The following is a 19381-nucleotide window of genomic DNA, read 5'->3' as shown; positions in this document are numbered from 1 at the left end:
AGTACATCGACACGCTCACCCTGCCCGCCGACGGCGCCTACCGGTTCACGATCAACCCCAAGGACGCCTGGACGGGCACGCTGACGTTCGCCTTGACGGGCGTCCCGGCCGACGTGGCCGTGGCGAGCGCGCCGGACGCCGCCCCGGCCGCGGTGGCGATCGCCAAGCCGGGCCAGGGCGGGGCGGTGATGTTCACCGGTACGGCAGCCCATCGCCTCTTCATCAAGCTGGCCATTCCGGCCGGTGCGCCCGCCTGCGCCCTGGACGTGCGGCTGCTCAAGCCCGACGGCACGGAGCTGGTCAAGGACACCTGCGTCTACCAGGCGGCCGAGTACATCGACACGCTGGAATTACCGGCCGCGGGGGCGTACAAACTGACCTTCAACCCGCAGGACGCGTGGACCGGCACGATCACGGTCACCCTGGTCGACGTGCCCGCCGACGCGCAGAAGGCGGCGACCGTCGGCGGGGCGGACGTCGTGGTCACCACGACCAAGGCCGGACAGAACTCGGCGGTCACCTTCACCGCCACCGCCGGGCAGAGCATCAAGATCACCATGGTGGACAAGACGTACACGAGCTGCCTCACCACGGAGCTGTGGCCGCCCACCGGCGCTCGCCTGTGGAACTCGTGCCTGTCCAAGAACAGTTCACGCGTCACCGCCCTGACGGCCGCCGGCACCTACACCCTGAAGATCAATCCCCAGGACGCCGAGACGGGGGCGGCCACCATCCGCGTCGCGGTCGGCACCGCCGTCGCACGCGTCGGCAAGCAGGCCGCGAAACCCGACGAGACGGCCCAGAAGGCGCTGCCCGACGGGGTGAAGCGCGGCGCGGCCATGGCGACGTTCACCGCGAAGAAGCACAAGGAGGCGAGCCTCACCGGGGTCGTGAAGACCACCGCGGGGCTGCCGCTGCCCGGCGTCACCCTGCGCGCCGACGGCCGCGAGGCCCGCACGGACGCCAAGGGCGCCTTCCACCTCACCGACCTGCGCCAAGGCGTGCGCCGCCTGCGCATCGACGGCCGTAGCGCCTCGACGAGCAAGCTCAAGTACGGCGTGTTCGACGTGCAGGTGCCGCTCAAGGCGGGCGACAACGAGCTGTTCTACACGCCGTACCTGCCCGCCCTGGACACCGACTACGAGATCGACATCCCCTCGCCGACCACCAAGGAGGTCGTGCTCTCCAACCCGGGCGTGCCCGGCCTGGAGGTGCGCATCCCGGCGGGCGTGACGATCGAGGACGCCGACGGCAAGCCCGTACGGCGCGTCGGCGTCACCCCGATCCCGGTGGACCGCACGCCGATCCCCATGCCGGACGGCGTGCGCGTGCCCGTCTACTACACGGTCCAGCCCGCGGGCGGTCGTCTGGTGGGCGGGACCGCACAGATCACCTACCCGAACTACCTGAAGCTCCCGGCGGGGCAGCGGGTCAACTTCTGGCACTACGACAAGAGCGGCGAGGGCTGGGAGATCTTCGGCGCGGGCAAGGTCGATCAGGCCGCCCGGCAGGTCGTCCCCGACGCCGGTACGGCGATCTCCGACTTCGACGGCGCCATGATCAACGTGCCGGGCAACGAGGAGCCGCTGTGGAAGTGGCTGCTGAAGTTCCTGAACTCCTCGGGCGACCCCGTCGACCTCGGCAGCGGACTGTTCACCCTGAGCCAGACCGACCTCATGGTGGACGACGTCATGCCGCTGACCGTCAACCGCGGCTACAACCCGGGCGACACCCGCAAGCGCTCCATGGGCATCGGAAGCAACGACCTGTACAACATGTACCTGTCGTCGCGGAAGCAGTACCAGGAGGCCGACCTCAACTTCCCCGACGGGTCCCAGGTGCACTATGTGCGGACCTCGCCGGGCACCGGGTTCTGTGACGCGGTCTTCGAGGCACGCGACACCTCGCCGGAGTTCACCGGGTCCACCTTCCACTATGTGGGCGGGTGCAACCAGGGCGGCTGGCACCTCAAGCTGCGCAACGGCATGACCTACGTCTTCGGTGACGAGGCGCCGTTGCAGGAGATCCGGGACGCGCAGGGCAACACCGTCAAGATCCTGCGCAAGTACAAGAACAGCTTCGGCAGCTACCTCGGGCCGATCACGGAGGTCCGCTCGCCGAACGGGTTCTGGCTCAGCTACTCCCACGACGCCGCCGACAAGGTCACGAAGGTGGAGGACAACGCGGGCCGCTCGGTCACATACGGCTACGAGGGCGACCGGCTCAAGACCGTGACCGGCCCCACCGGCCAGACCACCACCTACGGCTACGACACCGCGGGCCGGATGAACGCCATCACCGACTCCCGCGGCCACACCTACCTGACCAACGTCTACGACGCCAACGGCAGGGTCGCCACCCAGACGATCCTCGGCCAGGGCACCTACGCCTTCACCTACGCCCTCAACGGCTCGCGAGTCGTCGCCGCCCAGGTCACCGAGCCGGACGGCGCCGTACGCAAGACCACCTACGACGACCTCGGTTACCTGGCCACCGACACGCAGGCGGCGGGCACCGGCCGCGAGCACACCATCCGGATCACCCGCGACCCGGACAGCGACCTGCCCAGAACGATCGACGACGGCCTCGGCCGCACCACGACGATCACCTACGACCCCGCGGGCAACCCGCTGGAGCTCAAGGGCGCGGCGGGGTCGGCCACCGTGACCGGCCGGGCCACGTACCAGGGCACTCCGTACGGCAGGCCGGACACGCTGACCGACCCCACGGGAGCCGTCACCCGCTTCGAGTACGACGCGCACGGCAACCCCGAGAAGATCACCGACGCGATGGGCCGCACCTGGAAGACCAGCTACGACGCCCAGGGCCATCCACGCACCCAGACCACCCCGCAGGGGCGCGTCACCACCTACGACTACGTCGACGGCGCTCTGAGCACGGTCACCGACCCGGCGGGACGCAAGACCCGCTTCGTCCGGGACGCGGCCAACCGCGTGATCGAGACGATCGCCCCTGACGGGACCTCGACCGGGCGGGTCTACGACGCGGCCGACATGCTCAGGTCGGTCACCGACGCGGGCGGCGACGAGACGACCTTCGACTACGACGAGAACGGCAACATCACCTCGGTCAAGGACGCCCGCGGAAAGATCACCTCCTACGGCTACGACAACGCCGACAGGCTGCTCGAACGCACCGACCCGCTCGGGGCGAAGGACACCTTCACCTACGACGGCATGAACCGCCTGTCCACGGTCACCGACCGGCGCGGCAAGGTCACCGAGTACCGCTACGACGAGCTCGGCCGCGCGACCTTCACCGGCTTCGGCAAGAACGGCCAGAACTACGAGTCGACGCAGAGCGCCCAGTACGACGACAGAGGCCGCATCCGCGAGCTGACCGACAGCACCACCGGCGCCGGGAAGATCACCTACGGCTACGACGACCTCGACCACCTGACCGCCGAGACCAGCTCGGCGGGGACCGTCGGCTACACCTACGACGCGGCCGGGCGCCTGAAGTCCATGACCGCCTCGGGCCAGCCCGCGGTCGGCTACGACTACTTCCCCAACGGCCTGCTCAAGTCGGTCACCCGGGGCGCGGTCAGCACCGTGTACGGCTATGACGACGACGCGAGGATGACCTCCAAGTCACTGCCCGGCGGGATCACGGCCGCCTACGGCTACGACGACTCGGGCCTGCTGACCTCGATCGGCTACAAGCGGGGCACCACCGGCGTCGGTGACGTGGCCTACGACTACGACCGGCTCGGGCGCCGGACCCGGATGCGCGGCACCCTCGTACGCGCCCAGCTCCCCGCGCCCGCGACCGGCCTCACCTACGACGACGCCAACCGGCTGACCGGCAACGGCGGCCGGACACTGGGCTACGACCCGGCGGGCAACCTGACCTCCGACGGCGTCTTCACCTACGCCTGGAACGCCCGCGGCGAGCTCGTGACGGTGTCGGACGGCAGCGTCACCACGACCCTCGGCTACGACCCGGCGGGGCGCAGGGTCGGCAGCACCACGGGCTCCGACACCACCCGCTTCCGCTTCGACGGCGACGCCCTCATCGGTCAGAGCGGGCCCGGCGGGGCGGACGTCTCCTTCCTCAACGGCTTCGGCCAGGACGAGGCCCTCGCCAGGATCAGCGGCGACGGCCAGGTCCAGGGGCTGCTCCCCGACGCGCTCGGTTCCACGCTGGCCCTGACCGACGGCTCGGGCCAGATCACCACCACCTACGGTTACGACCTGTTCGGCTCCACCACGTCCTCCACGGCCGGCGACTCCAACACCGTGCGCTGGACCGGCCGGGTCTCCGGCGCGCCGATCCCCGGCGGGCTGCAGGACAACAGATCCCGGCTGTACTCCCCGTCGCTGCGCCGGTTCGTCTCCGAGGACACCATCGGCTTCGGCGGCGGCTACAACCTCTACGAGTACGCGCTGGGCGACCCGGCCGACTACACCGACCCCGACGGCACGATCCCGCCGCAGGTGGTCGCGGCCGTCGGCGCCTGCGTCGGCAACGGCCTGATCAACACCGTCGCCGGTGCGCTGCTCGGCCGCAAGCACTCCTTCGGCGACTACGCCCGGGGCTTCGGCAAGGGCTGCCTGGAGGGCGCCCTGGGCTCGATCACCTTCGGCGGCACCAAGTTCGCCCGCTTCGGCAAGTACGGCGATGAGGCGGTGGAAAGCCTCGGCAAGACCTGCCGTCTGACCAGCAGCTTCGTGCCGGGCACCAAGGTACGGATGGCCGACGGCAGCGCCAAGGCCATCGAGGAGGTCGCCGTCGGCGACCGGGTCCTGGCGACCGACCCGGCCACCGGGAAGACGAGCTCGCAGCCGGTCGTGGCCACCATGACCAGCCAGGGCGCCAAGGACCTGGTCAAGGTGGGCATCGCGGGCGGGGTGCTGGTCGCCACCGACAACCACCCGTTCTGGGTGCCCGCGCTGAAGACCTGGCTGCCCGCCTCGGAGCTGCGGCCGGGCATGTGGCTGCGTACTTCGGCGGGCACCCTCGTCCAGGTGTCGGCGGTGGAGACCGAGCACCGCGACAGCCAGCGCGTCCACAACCTCAGCGTGGACGGCCCGAACACCTACCACGTGGTCCAGGGCGGGACCGACGTCCTCGTCCACAACAGCCCGCGTCCCAAGTACCCCTGCGGCTGGCTGTCCCCGTCGGAGTGGGCCAACTCCGTCAAGCGCGAGATCCGCGACAGGTACCGGGGCGACGGCGGCTTCGAGAGCGGGCGGCACGGCGAAGGCTTCAAGGCCGCCGCCAGAGACCTCGAACGCTTCATCAGGGAGCACCCGGGTATGCTGCCGGAGATCGAGAGGGAGCTGCGCGCCACCGCCAAGCGCTGGATGGCCAACGGCAGATCCACCGGCCACTCCGGAGGATGGTGAGCGGTGCCCGCTGACACCCCCAACGCCGGACCCGCCTCGATCGCCGAGTTGATCGAGGCGGCGGAGGACGGGCCGGAGGTTCCTGAGACGTTCGGGCGGCTGCTGCGGGAGAGCGAGCGGCTGCTGAAGGAGGCCCCCGGCTCGGCCGACGCCCACTACGTGCGGGGCTACGCTCTCTACCTGCTGGGCGCCCACGCCGAGGCGCGGGCCGCCTTCGAGCGGGCGGAGCTGCTGCGGCGCGGGCATCAGTGGGCGCTGTTCCACCTCATCGTGCTGGCCTACCGCGACGGTGACCACGGTGCGGTGCTAGGCGCCTTCTCCCGGCTGGAGCGCGCCTACTTCGAGGGCGAGGACAAGCTCTGGCGTTACCTGGTGGCCTGGGAGTACGCGCTGTGCTCGGCGGTCCGGCTCGGACTGGACGAGCACGTCGCCGCCCGCCTGCCGGAGCTGATCACCGACTACACCGACCGCCAGGACGACCCCGAGGAGATCCTGGAGCGGCCGGGCAGGCTGCTCCAGCTCTACGGCGAGCAGCCCGAGGGGCCGCTGCGCGACCTGCTGCGCGAGCAACTCGCCCGGCTGGTGCCCGGCGGCTGGATCCGCCCAGGCGATCTCTAGGCTTTCTCACCCAGCAGGGTGTCGCCCCAGTGCCCGCCGGGAGACACGCCGGGTGGGCACGCCCACAGGCCCGACCCCACGTGCCGGATGTAGGTCGAGAGCCGGTCGTCGGTGGCCAGCCTGCGCTGCACGGGCACGTACTGGCGGCGCGGATCGCGCTGGTAGGCCAGGAAGAACAGGCCGGCGTCGATGCGTCCCTGGGTGTCGCTGCCGTCCACGAAGGAGTAGCCGCGCCGCAGCAGCCGTACACCGCCGTTGGACAAGGGATGGGCCAGGCGCACGTGGGAGTCGGCGGGGAGCGCGGCCGGGCTGAACTTGTCGCGCTCGCCCTTGCCGCCGAGCGGGGCGCCCTCGGTCTTGGTACGGCCGATCGTGGCCTCCTGGTCCTCCCTGGAGGCCTGGTCCCACGCCTCCAGGTGCATGCGGATTCGCCGCGCGACCAGGTAGCTGCCGCCCGCCATCCACGCGGGCCCGTCGGCGGCGCCCACCCAGACGTGCTGGTCGAGCGCGGTGTGATCGTCGTGCGGGATGTTGTCGGTGCCGTCCTTGAAGCCCATGAGGTTGCGCGGGGTGAGCTGGGCGGGCGTGGTCGAGGAGGTCTTGCCGTAGCCGAGCTGCGACCACCGCATGCTCACCCGGCCCAGCCCGATGCGGGCCAGCGTGCGGATGGCGTGCACCGCGACCTGCGGGTCGTCGGCGCACGCCTGGACGGCGATGTCGCCGCCGCCGCGTGCCGGGTCGAGCTTCTCACCGGGGAAGGGCGGTAAGTCGGCCAGCGCGGGAGGCCGCGAGGCGGCCAGGCCGAAGCGGTCTTCCCCCGCCCGCTCGAACAGCGTGGGCCCGAATCCGACGGTCATCGTCAGGCGGGAGGCGGGCAGGTCGAGGGCCTCGCCGGAGTCGTCGGCGGCGCTGACCCGGCCCGCCGTCATCGACTCGGCGGCCCTGGTCCAGGAGACCAGGAGCGCGATCAGCTCCTCGCACGTGCCCACGGCCACGTCGAAGGCCGCGAAGTGGAGGCGGTCCTGTACGGGCGTCGCGATGCCCGCCTGATGCGGCCCATGGAAGTCCACGACCTGCGCCGGGGCCGCGCTCGCCGGCGGCTCCGCCTCGCCCAGCAGAAAGGCGCCCGCCGTCGCCGCCGCCCCGGCCACCACACCCGCGCCGGAGGCGGTCAGCAGCCCGCGCCTGCTCAGTCTCCCCACCGAACCTCCCTCCGAAGATCTTGACCTTATCCTGCCGCCCGGCGGCCGGTATCTCGCCTCCCGGCCGGCCATCGGTCAGCCGGTCGGTGGGGCGGATCAGCCGTTCGGAGGGGCGGAGAGTTCAGCCGTCGATTCATGACATGGGGTGATGTGCGGCTTGTGGCCGGATGGAGAGGCTGATGGTCTCCAATCGAAAAGGGGCGAGACCCATGCCAGAAATGAGCGATGGGAGTACGAGCGGCGCAGCGGTGAGTCGTCGTGGGCTGCTCGCCGGTGCGGGTGCCGTGGCGGTCACAGCGCTGGGTACCGGGGTGGCCGCCGCCGCGGCGGGGCCGGAGGCGACGGGGTTCGGGCCGGTGACGGTACGGCCGGGCGACCTGCGCTACGACAACCTGTTGCGCGGCAACAACTTCCGGTTCGCGGGCCGGCCGGACGAGATCCGCGTGGCCGGGTCGACCGATCAGGTGGTGCGCGCGGTGTCGGAGGCGGTGCGGTCCGGTCGGCGGGTCGCGGTGCGCAGTGGCGGGCACTGCTTCGAGAACTTCACCGCCGATCCGGCGGTGCGGGTGCTGCTCGACCTGTCTCCGATGGACGCGGTCGGCTATGACGCCGACCGGCGGGCGTTCGCCGTGCAACCCGGAGCCACCCTGGGGCAGGTGTACCGGACGCTGTTCAAGGGCTGGGGCGTGACGATCCCTGGGGGCGGCTGCCCGGAGGTGGGTGCCGGTGGGCACTTCGCGGGCGGCGGGTACGGGCCGCTGTCCCGGCGGTACGGCTCGGTGGTGGATCACCTGTACGGCGTGGAGGTCGTGGTGGTCGACCGCGACGGCACCGCCCGCGCGGTGGTCGCCACCCGCGAGCCGGACGACCCGAACCATGACCTGTGGTGGGCGCACACCGGCGGTGGCGGCGGCAACTTCGGCGTGGTCACGCGGTACTGGTTACGCTCGCCCGACTCCACCGGCACCGACCCGTCCAAGCTGCTGCCGGCCTCGCCCCGGCGGATGCTGCAGCACGTGGTCTTCTGGTCCTGGGAGCACATGACCGAACAGGCGCTCACCGGGCTGCTGCGTAACTTCGGGACCTGGCACGAGCGCAACAGCGCGCCCGGCTCTCCGTACACCGGGCTGTACGGGATCCTCCTGCTGTCGCACCGCGCCGGCGGAACCGTCACGCTGGTCGCGCAGATCGACGCGGACCTCCCTGACGCCGACCGCATGGTGACCGGCTTCGTGTCGGCGGTGACCGCCGGTGTCGACCTCACGCCGGCGCTCGACATCCGGCGGACGATGCCGTGGCTGCACCGGATGACCTGGCCGGGCAGCGGCGAGCCGGGTGACGTGCTCAACCGGCGGTACAAGATCAAGGCCGGCTATCTGCGACGCTCGTTCACCGAGAGCCAGCTCGCGGCCGTCTACCGCAACCTGACGAACGAAACCGGGGGGCCGGACTCCGGCATGCTGCTCGTCGGCTACGGCGGCCAGGTCCGTGCGGTGGCGCCCGGGGCCACTGCGATCGCCCAGCGAGACGTGGTCATGAAGGCGGTCTATCAGACCATCTGGGGTGACGAAAAGGACGACGCGGCCAACCTCGCCTGGGTCCGCCACTTCTACCGCGACGTGTACGCCGACACAGGCGGCGTGCCCGTACCCGGCGAGGTCAACGACGGCTCCTACATCAACTACCCGGACGCCGACCTGGCCGACCCGGCGTGGAACACCTCAGGCGTGCCCGCGCACCGGCTCTACTACAAGGACAACTACCCACGCCTCCAACGGGTGAAGGCCCGGTGGGACCCGCGCAACGTCTTCCGGCACGCTCTGGCCATCGAGCCTGCGACATAGGTGGCAGATCTTGCCGCCTTCTGAAGGTTCTCGCAGCTCAAGCCGGTGATTCTGGCCGGGTAGGGTGGCGCAATCTCCTCGTTATCCCATTTTTCCTACTCGTTGAGTAGGTTTAGCGGCATGAAGCGGGTGGAGCTCGACGATCGGCGGTGCCGGGCGGATCGTGCCCGGCAGGTGGCCGACCTCTTGAGAAGACAGATCATCCACGGCAGCTTCCCTCATGGGCAGCTGCCGCTGGAGGCGGTGCTCGCCCGTGAGTTCGACACCTCGCGCAACACCGTCCGGGAGGCGCTCGACCTGCTGCGCGAGGAGGGCTTGGTCGAGCGGAGCCCGGGCGTGGGCACCACCGTGGTGGCCGAGAAGTACCCGCATGGGCTGCATCGCCTGCTCGGTCTGGCCGAGACCCTGCACGAACACGGGCGGGTGACCAACCAGGTCCGCACGATGACCCTCATGGAGCCGCCCGCTCCGGTCAGCCACCGGCTCGGGCTCGCGCCCGGTGAGCAGGTCGTCTACCTGGAACGGCTCCGCAGCCTGAACGGCCTGCCCCTCTCGCTCGACCTCACCTATCTCGTACGTGACGTCGGCGAGCCGCTGTTCGACGCGGACCTGGCGAACAACGACATCTTCGTGCTGCTCGAACAGATCTCCGGGCAGCCACTCGGCATGGCCGAACTCACCCTCGAAGCCGTCAACGCCGACCCGCACACCGCCGCCGCGCTCGGTACGCCGCGCGGAGCCGCGCTGCTGATGGTCGAGCGGCTCACCCACCTGGCCGACAGCAGGCCGGTGGACCTGGAGTTCATCCGTTTCAGAGGCGACCGGCTGACGATGCGCGGCCATCTGCGCCGCACTGAGCCCGGCCGACCCGAGGACAAGGAGTAGGTATGGCCCTGATCACCCAGCGTGTCGAGGTCCCCGTGACGATCGACGAATCCCTGTGCATCGACGGCTGCACGCTGTGCGTCGAGGCGTGCCCGCTCGACTCCCTGGCGATCAGCGACGAGACCGGCAAGGCGTACATGCACGTCGACGAGTGCTGGTACTGCGGCCCCTGCGCGGCCAGGTGCCCCGTGGACGCGGTCACCATCAACATGCCCTACCTGCTGAGATGAAGGAGATCGCGGTGCGCAAGATCCTGACGGCGGTCCTTCTGCTGGCCGCCACCGCCTGCTCGGTCTCCGGCGCCACGAGCGGCGACACGGGCGGCGAGGGGAAGACGAAGCTCGTCGTCGGCTACCAGTCCAAGACCATCAACACCGTGACGGCCGGAACCCTGCTGCGCTCGCTCGGCTACCTCGAGAAGCGGCTCGGCGGCAAGTACGCCGTCGAGTGGCAGGACTACGACACCGGTGCCCCCATCACCGCCAAGATGGTCGCCGGAAAGATCGACATCGGCTCGATGGGCGACTACCCGCTGCTGATCAACGCCTCCCGCACGCAGTCGATCCCGGCGGCCCGTACCGAGTTGATCTCCATCACCGGCTACAACGCGCGCGGCGGGCTGAACATGGTCGTCGTCCCGCCCGCGTCGAAGGCGCGGACCCTGGCCGATCTCAAGGGCGCCAAGATCTCGGCCAGCGTCGGCTCGGCCGGGCACGGCACGCTGGTCCAGGCGCTGGAGAAAGCGGGGATCACCGACGTCGAGACGGTCAATCACCAGCCCGCCGTCGGCGCGGCCCAGCTCGAGTCGGGTGGCGTGCAGGCGTACGCCCAGTTCGTGGCCTGGCCGGGGCTGCTGGCCTTCCAGAACAAGGGCCGGCTGGTCTACGACGGCTCGGCCCTGGACGTGCCGACCTTCCATGGCGTGGTGGTACGTCAGGCCTACGCCAAGGACCACCCGGAGATCGTGGACGCCTTCCTCAAGGCGCAGATCGACGCCACCCGCTATCTGCACGAGCACCCTCTGCAAGCCGCGGAGTCGGTGGCCCGCGCCACGGGCCTGCCGCCCGAGGTCGTCTACCTGTACAACGGCCGCGGCGGCATCGCCACCTTCGACGTCACGCTGAAGCAGTCCCTTCAGGCGGCACACGAGCATGACGTGGCCTACCTCAAGCGGATCAGCGCCGACTTCTCCGGGGTGAACGTCGCCTCCTTCGTCAACGACGCCTACCTCCGCAAGGCGTACGGGCCGGCGTACGACGCGGACCGGGCCTCGACCGTGAACCCCGCCCCGATCACGGGGAAGGACACCGTCTGCGGAGTGGCCGTCGACGATCCCAAGACCGCCTCGGAGCTGTGGCTGAGCGGGGAGAGCGAGACGCTGGCCGCCGCCACGCCGACCTGCCTGCTCCGGCAGGTGGCCGCCGCGAAACAGCCGGTACGGGCGGCCTACGTGCCGGACACCGCCACCGGGACCAGGTGGTTCGCCGACAAGTCCGTCTGGCTTCGGGATCCGGCCGCCGCCGCGAACGCCAGGTTCCTGCCCTTCACCACCGAGGAAGGGGCCGACGCCTACCGCAAGGAGCACCCGAAGACCGAGCCCGTCGCCTATGAAGCCGCGTTGAAGGGAGCGGGAGGTGACGCCCGATGACCACGGAGACAGAAGCCGGCACGACGTCCTGGACGGCTGCCGCGCCCGCGGTCCCGCCTCCCGTGCGGAGCCGGGCTCGGAGCGGTGCGGGGAAGGGACGCCGGTGGGCGGTCAGGGCGGGCTCGCTCCTGACCGTAGCCGCCCTGTGGCAGCTCCTCACGGTCACCGACGCGCGGCTGTGGCTCAGGTTCGACCGGCTGCCCACGCTCGATGAGGTCGCCGCGCGGTTCGCCGGGCAGCTCGCCACCCCCGTGTACTACCTCGACCTCCTGCAGAGCCTGATCAGGATCCTGACCGGATTCGGCCTGGCCGCGGTCGCCGGGATCACCGTGGGCCTGCTGGTCGCCAGGTCCCGCACGACGGGGGACGCGCTGCTGCCGCTGCTCGAAGCCGTCCGCCCCATTCCCGCGATCGCGCTGGTGCCGGTGGCGATCCTGCTGTTTCCCACCGATGAGCAGGGCATCGTGTTCATCACGTTCACCGCCGCCTTCTTCCCGGTCATGGTGAGCACGCGGCACGCCGTACGGGCGCTGCCCACGCTCTGGGAGGACGCGGTCAGGACGCTCGGCGGCGGCCGGCGCCACGTGCTCTGGAACGTGGTGCTGCCGGGCATCCTGCCCGGCGTGTTCGGCGGGCTCTCCGTCGGCATGGGCGTGGCCTGGATCTGCGTCATCTCGGCGGAGATGATCTCCGGCGAGTTCGGGGTCGGCTACCGGACCTGGATGTCGTACACGATCGTCGACTACCCGGCCGTCATCGTCGGCATGATCACCATCGGCCTGCTCGGCTGGCTCACCTCGGCCGCCGTCGAGCTGGTCGGGCGCCGGTTGACCCGCTGGCTGCCCCGGGCGGAAGGGAGCAGGTCGTGACCCTCGGCCTCACGTTGGAGTCCCTGTCGCTGGGGTACGCCCGGGATCCGGTCCTGAGCGAGCTCGATCTGGCGGTCCGCCCCGGCGAGGTGCTGGTCGTCGTCGGCGCGTCGGGCTCGGGCAAGTCCACGCTGCTGCGCGCGCTGGCCGGGCTGCTGCGGCCGTACGGAGGAAGGATCGTCGCGGACGGAGCGGAGATCGCGGCCACCTCGCAGGACCGCGCGATGATCTTCCAGGACGACGCGCTGCTGCCGTGGCGGACGGTCCTGGCCAACGTGGAGCTGCCGCTGCGCATCCGCAGGCTGCCCAGGCGTGAGCGCCGGGCCGCCGCGCGGGAGTGGATCGCCCGCGTCGGCCTGGCCGGGCACGAGGACCGGCTGCCGCGCGAGCTGTCGGGCGGCATGCGGCAGCGCGTGCAGCTCGCCCGCGCCCTCGCGGGAGCGCCCCGCGCGGTGCTGATGGACGAGCCGTTCGGCGCGCTCGACGCCCAGACCCGCGCCGAGATGCAGGCGCTCCTGCTCGACGTGCTCGAAGACACCAGGGCGACGGTCATCTTCGTCACCCACGACGTGGACGAGGCGCTCCTGCTCGCCGATCGGGTGGTGGTGCTCGGCCGCGGCGGCGTTCGCGCGGTGACCGAGGTGCCGGGGCCCCGCGACCCCGGCGCCGACAGAGCCGGGCTGCGCGCCCAGATCCTCAAGGAGCTGTGAATGGACATCCCCTCGATCGAGGACGGCCTGCGCCTGGAGTGCGAGGTGCTCGTCGTCGGCGGAGGCACCGCGGGCACGATGGCCGCGATCACCGCCGCGGAGCAGGGCGCCCGGGTGCTGCTGCTGGAGAAGGCCCACGTACGGCACAGCGGCGCGCTCGCCATGGGCATGGACGGCGTCAACAACGCCGTCATCCCCGGCAAGGCCACCCCCGAGGACTACGTCGCCGAGATCACCCGGGCCAACGACGGCATCGTCAACCAGAAGACGATCTACCAGACCGCGACCAGGGGCCACGACATGGTCCGCCGCCTGGAAAGCTACGGGGTGAAGTTCGAGAAGGACGAGCACGGCGAGTACGCGGTCCGCAGGGTCCACCGCTCGGGCAGCTACGTGCTCCCCATGCCGGAGGGCAAGGACGTCAAGAAGGTCCTCTACCGAGTGCTGCGGCGACGCGACATCCGGGAGAGGCTCCGCGTCGAGAACCGCGTCATGCCGGTCAGGGTCCTCACCTCGGAGGGCCGGGCGGTCGGCGTGGCCGGGTTCGACACGCGTTCCGGGCGTTTCGTCACGGTGAGCGCCGGAGCCGTGATCCTCGCGACCGGCGCCTGCGGCCGGCTCGGCCTGCCCGCCAGCGGCTACCTGTACGGCACGTACGAGAACCCGACCAACGCGGGCGACGGCTACGCCATGGCCTACCACGCCGGAGCCGAGCTCAGCGGCATCGAGTGCTTCCAGATCAACCCGTTGATCAAGGACTACAACGGGCCGGCCTGCGCCTACGTGGCCAACCCGTTCGGCGGCTACCAGGTCAACAACAAGGGGGAGCGGTTCGTCGACTCCGACTACTGGTCGGGCCAGATGATGTCCGAGGTGTCCGCCGAGATCGCCTCCGCCCGGGGGCCGATCTACCTCAAGCTCTCCCACCTGCCCGACGAGACGGTCACGGAGATCGAGAACATCCTGCACACCACCGAACGCCCCACCCGTGGCACGTTCCACGCCGGGCGCGGGCACGACTACCGCAGCCACGACGTGGAGATGCACATCTCGGAGATCGGCCTGTGCGGCGGGCACTCGGCGTCGGGCGTGTGGGTGGACGAGCACGGCGCGACCACGGTGCCCGGCCTGTACGCGGCCGGCGACCTGGCCTGCGTGCCGCACAACTACATGATCGGCGCCTTCGTCTTCGGCGACCTGGCCGGCGCCCACGCGGCCGAGCACCACCGACGCGGCGGGCCCCTGCCGGAGGATCAGATCGCCGCCGCGCACGAACTGGTCTACCGGCCCCTGCGCAACCCGGACGGGCCGCCGCAGCAGCAGGTGGAGTACAAGCTGCGCCGCTTCGTCAACGACTACGTCGCCCCGCCCAAGACCGGCGCCAAGCTCGAGATCGCGCTGGAGTCCTTCGAGCGGATGCGCGACGAGATCGCCTCGATGGGCGCGCGCACCCCGCACGAGCTCATGCGCTGCGCCGAGGTCGACTTCATCCGCGACTGCGCCGAGATGGCGGCCCGTGCCTCGCTCACCCGTACCGAGAGCCGGTGGGGCCTCTACCACGAACGCGCCGACCAGCCAGGACGCGACGACGAGGGGTGGCTGTTCCACCTCAATCTCCGCCGGCGCGGGGGGGCGATGGAGTTCGTCAAGCGCCCCGTGGAGCCGTACCTGGTGCCGGTCGAGGAGTTCTCGCCGGTCGCCGCCGAGCCGGTCGTGCTGGCCGCCCGGACCGCGACCGCGGTGCGCCGCCACGAGGTGCGCCGGGAGGCCCGCGCCGCGGTCGGCCGCTCGCCGCGCATCCTGGAGCTGCACCGCCTCGCCGAGGAGCAGCCGTCGGTGGCGCGGCTCGCCCCCTACCTCGCCGACGCCGACCCGAAGGTACGCCGGGCCGCCATCGCCACGCTCACCGAGACGGTGCCGGAAGGGACGGGCCTGGCCCTGGCCGGCGCCCTCGCCGACGAGCACGGCACCGTGCGCCGGGCGGCGGCCACCGGCCTCAAGGAGCTGGTCGAGGTGCTGCCGGCCACGCCCGAACTCGGCGCGGCCGTGACCGGGTGCCTGTCCGGCGGGGACGCCATGGTCCGGGCCACCGGCCTGGACGTGCTGCGCGCGATGCGGCTCGGCGACGCCGGGACGTTCCAGGCGGCGCTGGCCGATCCGGACCACCGGGTGCGGATCGCGGCGATCCGCGCCCTGGTCTCCCTCGACGAGGCCGACGCGGTGGCCACCGCCGCGACGGACCCCTCCAGAGAGGTACGCGTCTGGGCGGCCAAGGGACTGGGCCTCATCGGCAAGCCGTCGGCCGCGCTGGCCGCTCTCGCGGGCGACGCCGACCCGCTGGTCAGGGCCGCCGCTCTGGAGTCGTCGGGCGAGGTGGGGACACCGCTTGCGGCCGAGGCCATCCGGGGGCTGGACGATCAGGAGTGGCAGGTGCGGGTGGGGGCGGTGCGCTGTCTCGCCGCGGCGGACCCGGCCACGGCGCGGCGGCCGCTCGTCGGAGCGCTGGCGGACCCCAACCTCGACGTGCGCAAGGCCGCCGTGCTCGCGCTCACGCCGTGGGCCGCCGCCACGGAGGTGGCGGACGCCTTGCGGACCGCGCTGGCGGACTCCGACGCCGACGTCCGCTCCTACGCGAGAAAGGCGCTGACTGACTGCTGAGAGGCTCGTCTCCCGGCGTGGAACGGCATGGAACGCCTCATATAGAGAGCGCGAAAAAAGCCAGAGCCGCACTCCACGATAGGAGACTCGCATTGCGGAGGGGGCGCTACACGACAGGGAGGACGACGGTGCGACAGGGGTCGCCCGTCAGGCGTGCCGCCATCATGAGGGCGGCGCTTGAGGCCTTCCTGCAAGAAGGATTCGCCCGGACCAGCGTTGACACCATCGCGACCAAGGCCGGTGTGTCCAAACGCACCATCTATGACTATTACCAGGACAAAGAGCAGCTCTTCCTGTCGGTGATCCAGGAGGCCGGCGCCACGCGGAACGCGGAGTTCGGCGACCTGCTCGACCGCACCCTGGGCCAGGTGCATGACCTGGAGGCGGCCCTGCTGGCCTTCGGCCGCGAGTTCGCACACGCCGTGGTTCGTTGCCCCGAACGTTCGGCGATCACGAGGTTGATGATCGCTGAAGCGGTGCACTTCCCCGAGCTGCTGGACGCCTGGCGTCCCGTCGGACCGGCTCAGCGGGAGCTGGCCGCGCGCCTGGCACGGCTGGGCGAGCAGGGCCTGCTCGACGTGCCGGACCCCGTGGTCGCCGCGGAACACCTTGAGGTGCTGGTCGCCGGTGTGCTGAGCAACCGATCACTGTTCGGCGCGGCTCCGCTCGGAGAGGGTGAGATCGAGAGGGTGGTGATCGATGGGGTGAAAGCATTTCTCCGCGCTTATCGCACAAAACCGGATACTCCGTAAACCCCGTTTCGGAGCTGCGCCGGCCATCGAACCAGCTCCTTAATTTCCAAACCGCTGGACACTCGCGTTCCGGGAAACTAACTTCCTCGCTCGGGGGCATTCTTCTCAATAGCCACATATGTCCCCACATCATCGGGAGGGGGAACCTATATGGAGATCACGATCACGCAGGTAGAGGAAGTAGAGCTCACCTGCGGTAACAGCAACAGCTGAAACTCATCGCGGGATTGGTGACCCGCCTGTCGCCAATCCCGTGTCCGTGTCCCCGCTTGGAGCGGATATTGTCTCGCGTTCTGGTCAACCCGGCGTTTCCGCTGTTCATTGACGACCACCGGGAACTCGTCCGGCTGGGCGACCTGCCGGGAACGGGAAAGGTGCTCCAGTCCGCCGCCCCCGCCCTGCGCGAGCTCGTACGCCGGTGCGCCGCCACCGCGCTGCCCCGCGAGGAGCTGGTCAGCCTCACGGCCGGGATCGGCGGCGTCACGGCGGCCGAGGTGGACCAGGCCATCACCGCCCTGCTCACGGCCCGGATCCTGGTCGAGGAGCAGGAGGTCGAGCTGCTGACGCGCCACGGGCCTTCGTCGCGGCAGGCGCTGTTCTTCTCCATGTTCCAGCCCGCGTCACGGGCCGCCGAGATGATCGGGGACCTCGCCGGGCGTACCGTGGCCGTTCTCGGCGTCGGCGGGATAGGCGGCTTCGTCGCCCTGCAGCTGGCGACGGCCGGGGTGGGGCGGCTGCGGCTCGTCGACCAGGACGACGTGGACGAGTCCAACCTTCACCGCCAATATCTGTACAAGGCGGAGGACGTCGGTGACCCGAAGGTGGAGACGGCCGCCCGCAGGCTCGTGGAGCACAGCCCGGCGCTCAAGGTGGAGACGCACCACCGCACGCTGACCGGCGCCGGGGACGTCGCGGACGTGGTCGCCGGCGCGGACCTGGTCATCGCCACCGCCGACAGCCCGCAGCCGCAGATCCGCCGCTGGACGAACGCCGGTTGCCTGGCCGCCGGGGTGCCGTTCCTGCCGGGCGGGTTCACCCAGCACCTGGGCATCGCGGGGCCGTTGGTCGTGCCGGGGAGCTCGGCCTGCCTGGCCTGCCTGGACGAGGAGCTGCGGGTCCGCAATGGCGGGCGGGAGCTGCCCGCCGTACAGAATCAGGGGCGGATCATCCCGGCGTTCGGCCCGCTCTGCTCGATCGTGGCCGGGTTCCTCGCCGCCGAGGCGATCCGGTTCCTCACCGGAGTGGTCCCGGCGGCCCTGGCCGGCCGGGTGGTCCACTTCGACCTCCTGACGATGATGACGGCGGAGCAGTCCGTCACCCGGCTCGACACCTGCCAGGTCTGCGGTGCTCCGGCCGAGAGTGCGTAACGTCCTGCACCAGGCACGTGACGTGGCGGCGCGCGCTTGAGAGGCTTCCCCCATGCGCGAGATCCCGACCATTGACGACATGGCCGCGTTATTGCGGGAGCTGTGCGAGCGGTTCCCCGCGATCTGCAGGAGACGCCTCATCGGCGCCTCCCGCAAGGGCGAGCCGCTGGAACTGGTCTCGATCGGAGACGGCCGCCAGAACGCCCTGGTGTTCGGCGGTCCGCACGCCAACGAGCCCGTCGGCTTCCTGACCGTGCTCCGCCTCGCCTCGGCGCTGTGCGAGAACGCGGCCGAGCGGCAGGGGTTCACCTGGCACTTCATCGCGTGCGTGGATCCTGACGGCGCCCGGCTGAACGAGGGCTGGTACGGCGGGCCGTACACGATCAGCCACTATCACCGGCACTTCTACCGCCCGTCCATGAGCGACCAGCCCGAATGGACCTTCCCCATCCCCTCCGGGCGCAAGCGGTTCGACCGGCCGCTGCCGGAGACGCTGGCCCTGATGCGGGTCATCGACGAGCTGCGGCCGGCGTTCATGCTGTCGCTGCACAACGCCGACTTCGGCGGCGCGTACTTCCAGATCAGCCGCGACGTGCCCGGCCTGCCCGCCGAACTGGCCGCGATCGCCGCGGGCCAGGGCGTCCCGCTGGACCTGGGGCCCATCGACACCGTCGGCTACCAGGTCGCGGGGCCCGGCGTCACGCTGCTGCCACCGGCCGAGCACATCGACTTCGTCGAGACCGGCGGTGACGCGCGCACCCCTCGTACGTACGGGGCGTCGAGCTGGCACTACGCCGACCGCTACGGCACGTTCACGCTCATCGCCGAGGTGCCCCTGTGGACCACTCCGGGGTGCGACGACCCCTCGGACGCCGGGCTCTCCTTCGGGCACCTGGTCAAAGCGGCCGCGGTACGGCTGCGCGAGGAGCTCGAACCGCTGGCCCGGGCGCGTACGGACATCCGGTCCCAGTGCGTCGCGCACAGCCCGTTCCACGCGGCGGTCGACGACACGCTCGCCGTCTCCCACCTGCTGATCGCCTCGCTGGAAGGCGCCGTGGACCGGGAGGACGCCGCCAGGACCGTCACGCGGGCCGAGGCGAGCGGCATCCACGACACCGTGCGCCGCCTGCCGCTGCGGGCCTGCGCCATGTTCCTGCGGCTGCTGGAGGCCGAGACGGCGGCGGGCAACCACCAGGCCGCCCTGACGGCCGTCCGGGCCACGCTGGAGGAGCGCCTGCGGCGCCTCTGCGCGGCTGCGGAGGAAGAACTCGTCCCGTCCGTCGATCCGATCGGCAGGATCGTCACGATCCAGACGGAAGCGGCGCTGGCGACCGCCCGCCGCCTGCGCTTCGCCCAAGGGTGAGGGGCGAAGGGTGCCGATGCCCTTCGCCCCTCCGGCCCCTGGGAGTGCGGACCGGCCGTCGCGCCAGGCCAGGTGGGGGACCAAGGTCGACCGTGC

The 19381-nt window shown here is 70.9% G+C and carries 13 protein-coding genes; 12 read left to right on the top strand and 1 reads right to left on the bottom strand.

Annotated elements, in window-relative coordinates; translation table 11 throughout:
- A partial coding sequence (locus AB0B91_RS03720) for a polymorphic toxin-type HINT domain-containing protein (RefSeq protein WP_358314817.1) occupies nt 1–5369 on the top strand: 5369 nt, incomplete at its 5' end.
- Nucleotides 5370–5372: 3 nt separating this feature from the next.
- Nucleotides 5373–5987: a hypothetical protein gene (locus AB0B91_RS03715; protein WP_358314814.1), complete on the top strand. Its 615-nt coding sequence runs from the start codon at nt 5373–5375 to the stop codon at nt 5985–5987.
- Here AB0B91_RS03715 and efeB read toward each other — a convergent pair.
- A complete protein-coding gene (efeB, locus tag AB0B91_RS03710; protein ID WP_358314811.1) occupies nt 5984–7189 on the bottom strand; it encodes an iron uptake transporter deferrochelatase/peroxidase subunit in 1206 nt (401 codons plus the stop codon). The genes AB0B91_RS03715 and efeB overlap by 4 nt on opposite strands.
- Before the next feature lie 248 nt (nt 7190–7437).
- On the opposite strand from efeB, the gene AB0B91_RS03705 reads away from it, so the two are divergent.
- The 10 genes from AB0B91_RS03705 to AB0B91_RS03660 all read left to right on the top strand — a co-directional run bounded on the left by AB0B91_RS03705 (nt 7438) and on the right by AB0B91_RS03660 (nt 19285).
- A complete protein-coding gene (locus tag AB0B91_RS03705; RefSeq protein WP_358314808.1) occupies nt 7438–9033 on the top strand; it encodes an FAD-binding oxidoreductase in 1596 nt (531 codons plus the stop codon).
- Nucleotides 9034–9153: 120 nt separating this feature from the next.
- Nucleotides 9154–9918, top strand: coding sequence for a GntR family transcriptional regulator (locus AB0B91_RS03700; RefSeq protein ID WP_358314805.1), 765 nt, complete (start codon nt 9154–9156; stop codon nt 9916–9918).
- A 2-nt stretch (nt 9919–9920) separates the two neighbouring features.
- Nucleotides 9921–10148 (top strand): 4Fe-4S dicluster domain-containing protein, encoded by a 228-nt coding sequence (locus tag AB0B91_RS03695; protein WP_214635861.1) that lies wholly within the window; start codon nt 9921–9923, stop codon nt 10146–10148.
- An 11-nt stretch (nt 10149–10159) separates the two neighbouring features.
- Nucleotides 10160–11566 carry an ABC transporter substrate-binding protein gene (locus tag AB0B91_RS03690; protein WP_358314802.1) on the top strand — a complete coding sequence of 469 codons (1407 nt, stop codon included), beginning with the start codon at nt 10160–10162 and terminating at the stop codon, nt 11564–11566.
- Nucleotides 11563–12435, top strand: coding sequence for an ABC transporter permease (locus AB0B91_RS03685; protein WP_358314799.1), 873 nt, complete (start codon nt 11563–11565; stop codon nt 12433–12435). The genes AB0B91_RS03690 and AB0B91_RS03685 overlap by 4 nt, the downstream gene beginning before the upstream one ends.
- Complete coding sequence (locus AB0B91_RS03680) at nt 12432–13145, top strand: ABC transporter ATP-binding protein (protein ID WP_358314797.1); 714 nt, start codon at nt 12432–12434, stop codon at nt 13143–13145. The genes AB0B91_RS03685 and AB0B91_RS03680 overlap by 4 nt, the downstream gene beginning before the upstream one ends.
- Nucleotides 13146–15803, top strand: coding sequence for a fumarate reductase/succinate dehydrogenase flavoprotein subunit (locus AB0B91_RS03675; RefSeq protein WP_358314794.1), 2658 nt, complete (start codon nt 13146–13148; stop codon nt 15801–15803).
- A gap of 164 nt (nt 15804–15967) precedes the next feature.
- Complete coding sequence (locus AB0B91_RS03670; protein WP_358314791.1) at nt 15968–16555, top strand: TetR/AcrR family transcriptional regulator; 588 nt, start codon at nt 15968–15970, stop codon at nt 16553–16555.
- 281 nt (nt 16556–16836) lie between these two features.
- The gene (locus AB0B91_RS03665; RefSeq protein ID WP_358314789.1) at nt 16837–17922 is read left to right on the top strand and encodes a TOMM precursor leader peptide-binding protein; all 1086 of its coding nucleotides are present in this window, start codon (nt 16837–16839) and stop codon (nt 17920–17922) included.
- 52 nt (nt 17923–17974) lie between these two features.
- Entirely contained in the window at nt 17975–19285 is a 1311-nt protein-coding gene (locus AB0B91_RS03660) for a M14 family zinc carboxypeptidase (RefSeq protein ID WP_358314786.1), read from the top strand.
- Nucleotides 19286–19381: the final 96 nt, after the last annotated feature.

Origin of the sequence: Nonomuraea sp. NPDC049141 (assembly GCF_040648415.1) — a bacterium.
Lineage (GTDB): Bacteria > Actinomycetota > Actinomycetes > Streptosporangiales > Streptosporangiaceae > Nonomuraea.
Note: the sequence above shows the minus strand (reverse complement) of the source record. Positions and strands in the feature narration are given on the sequence as shown.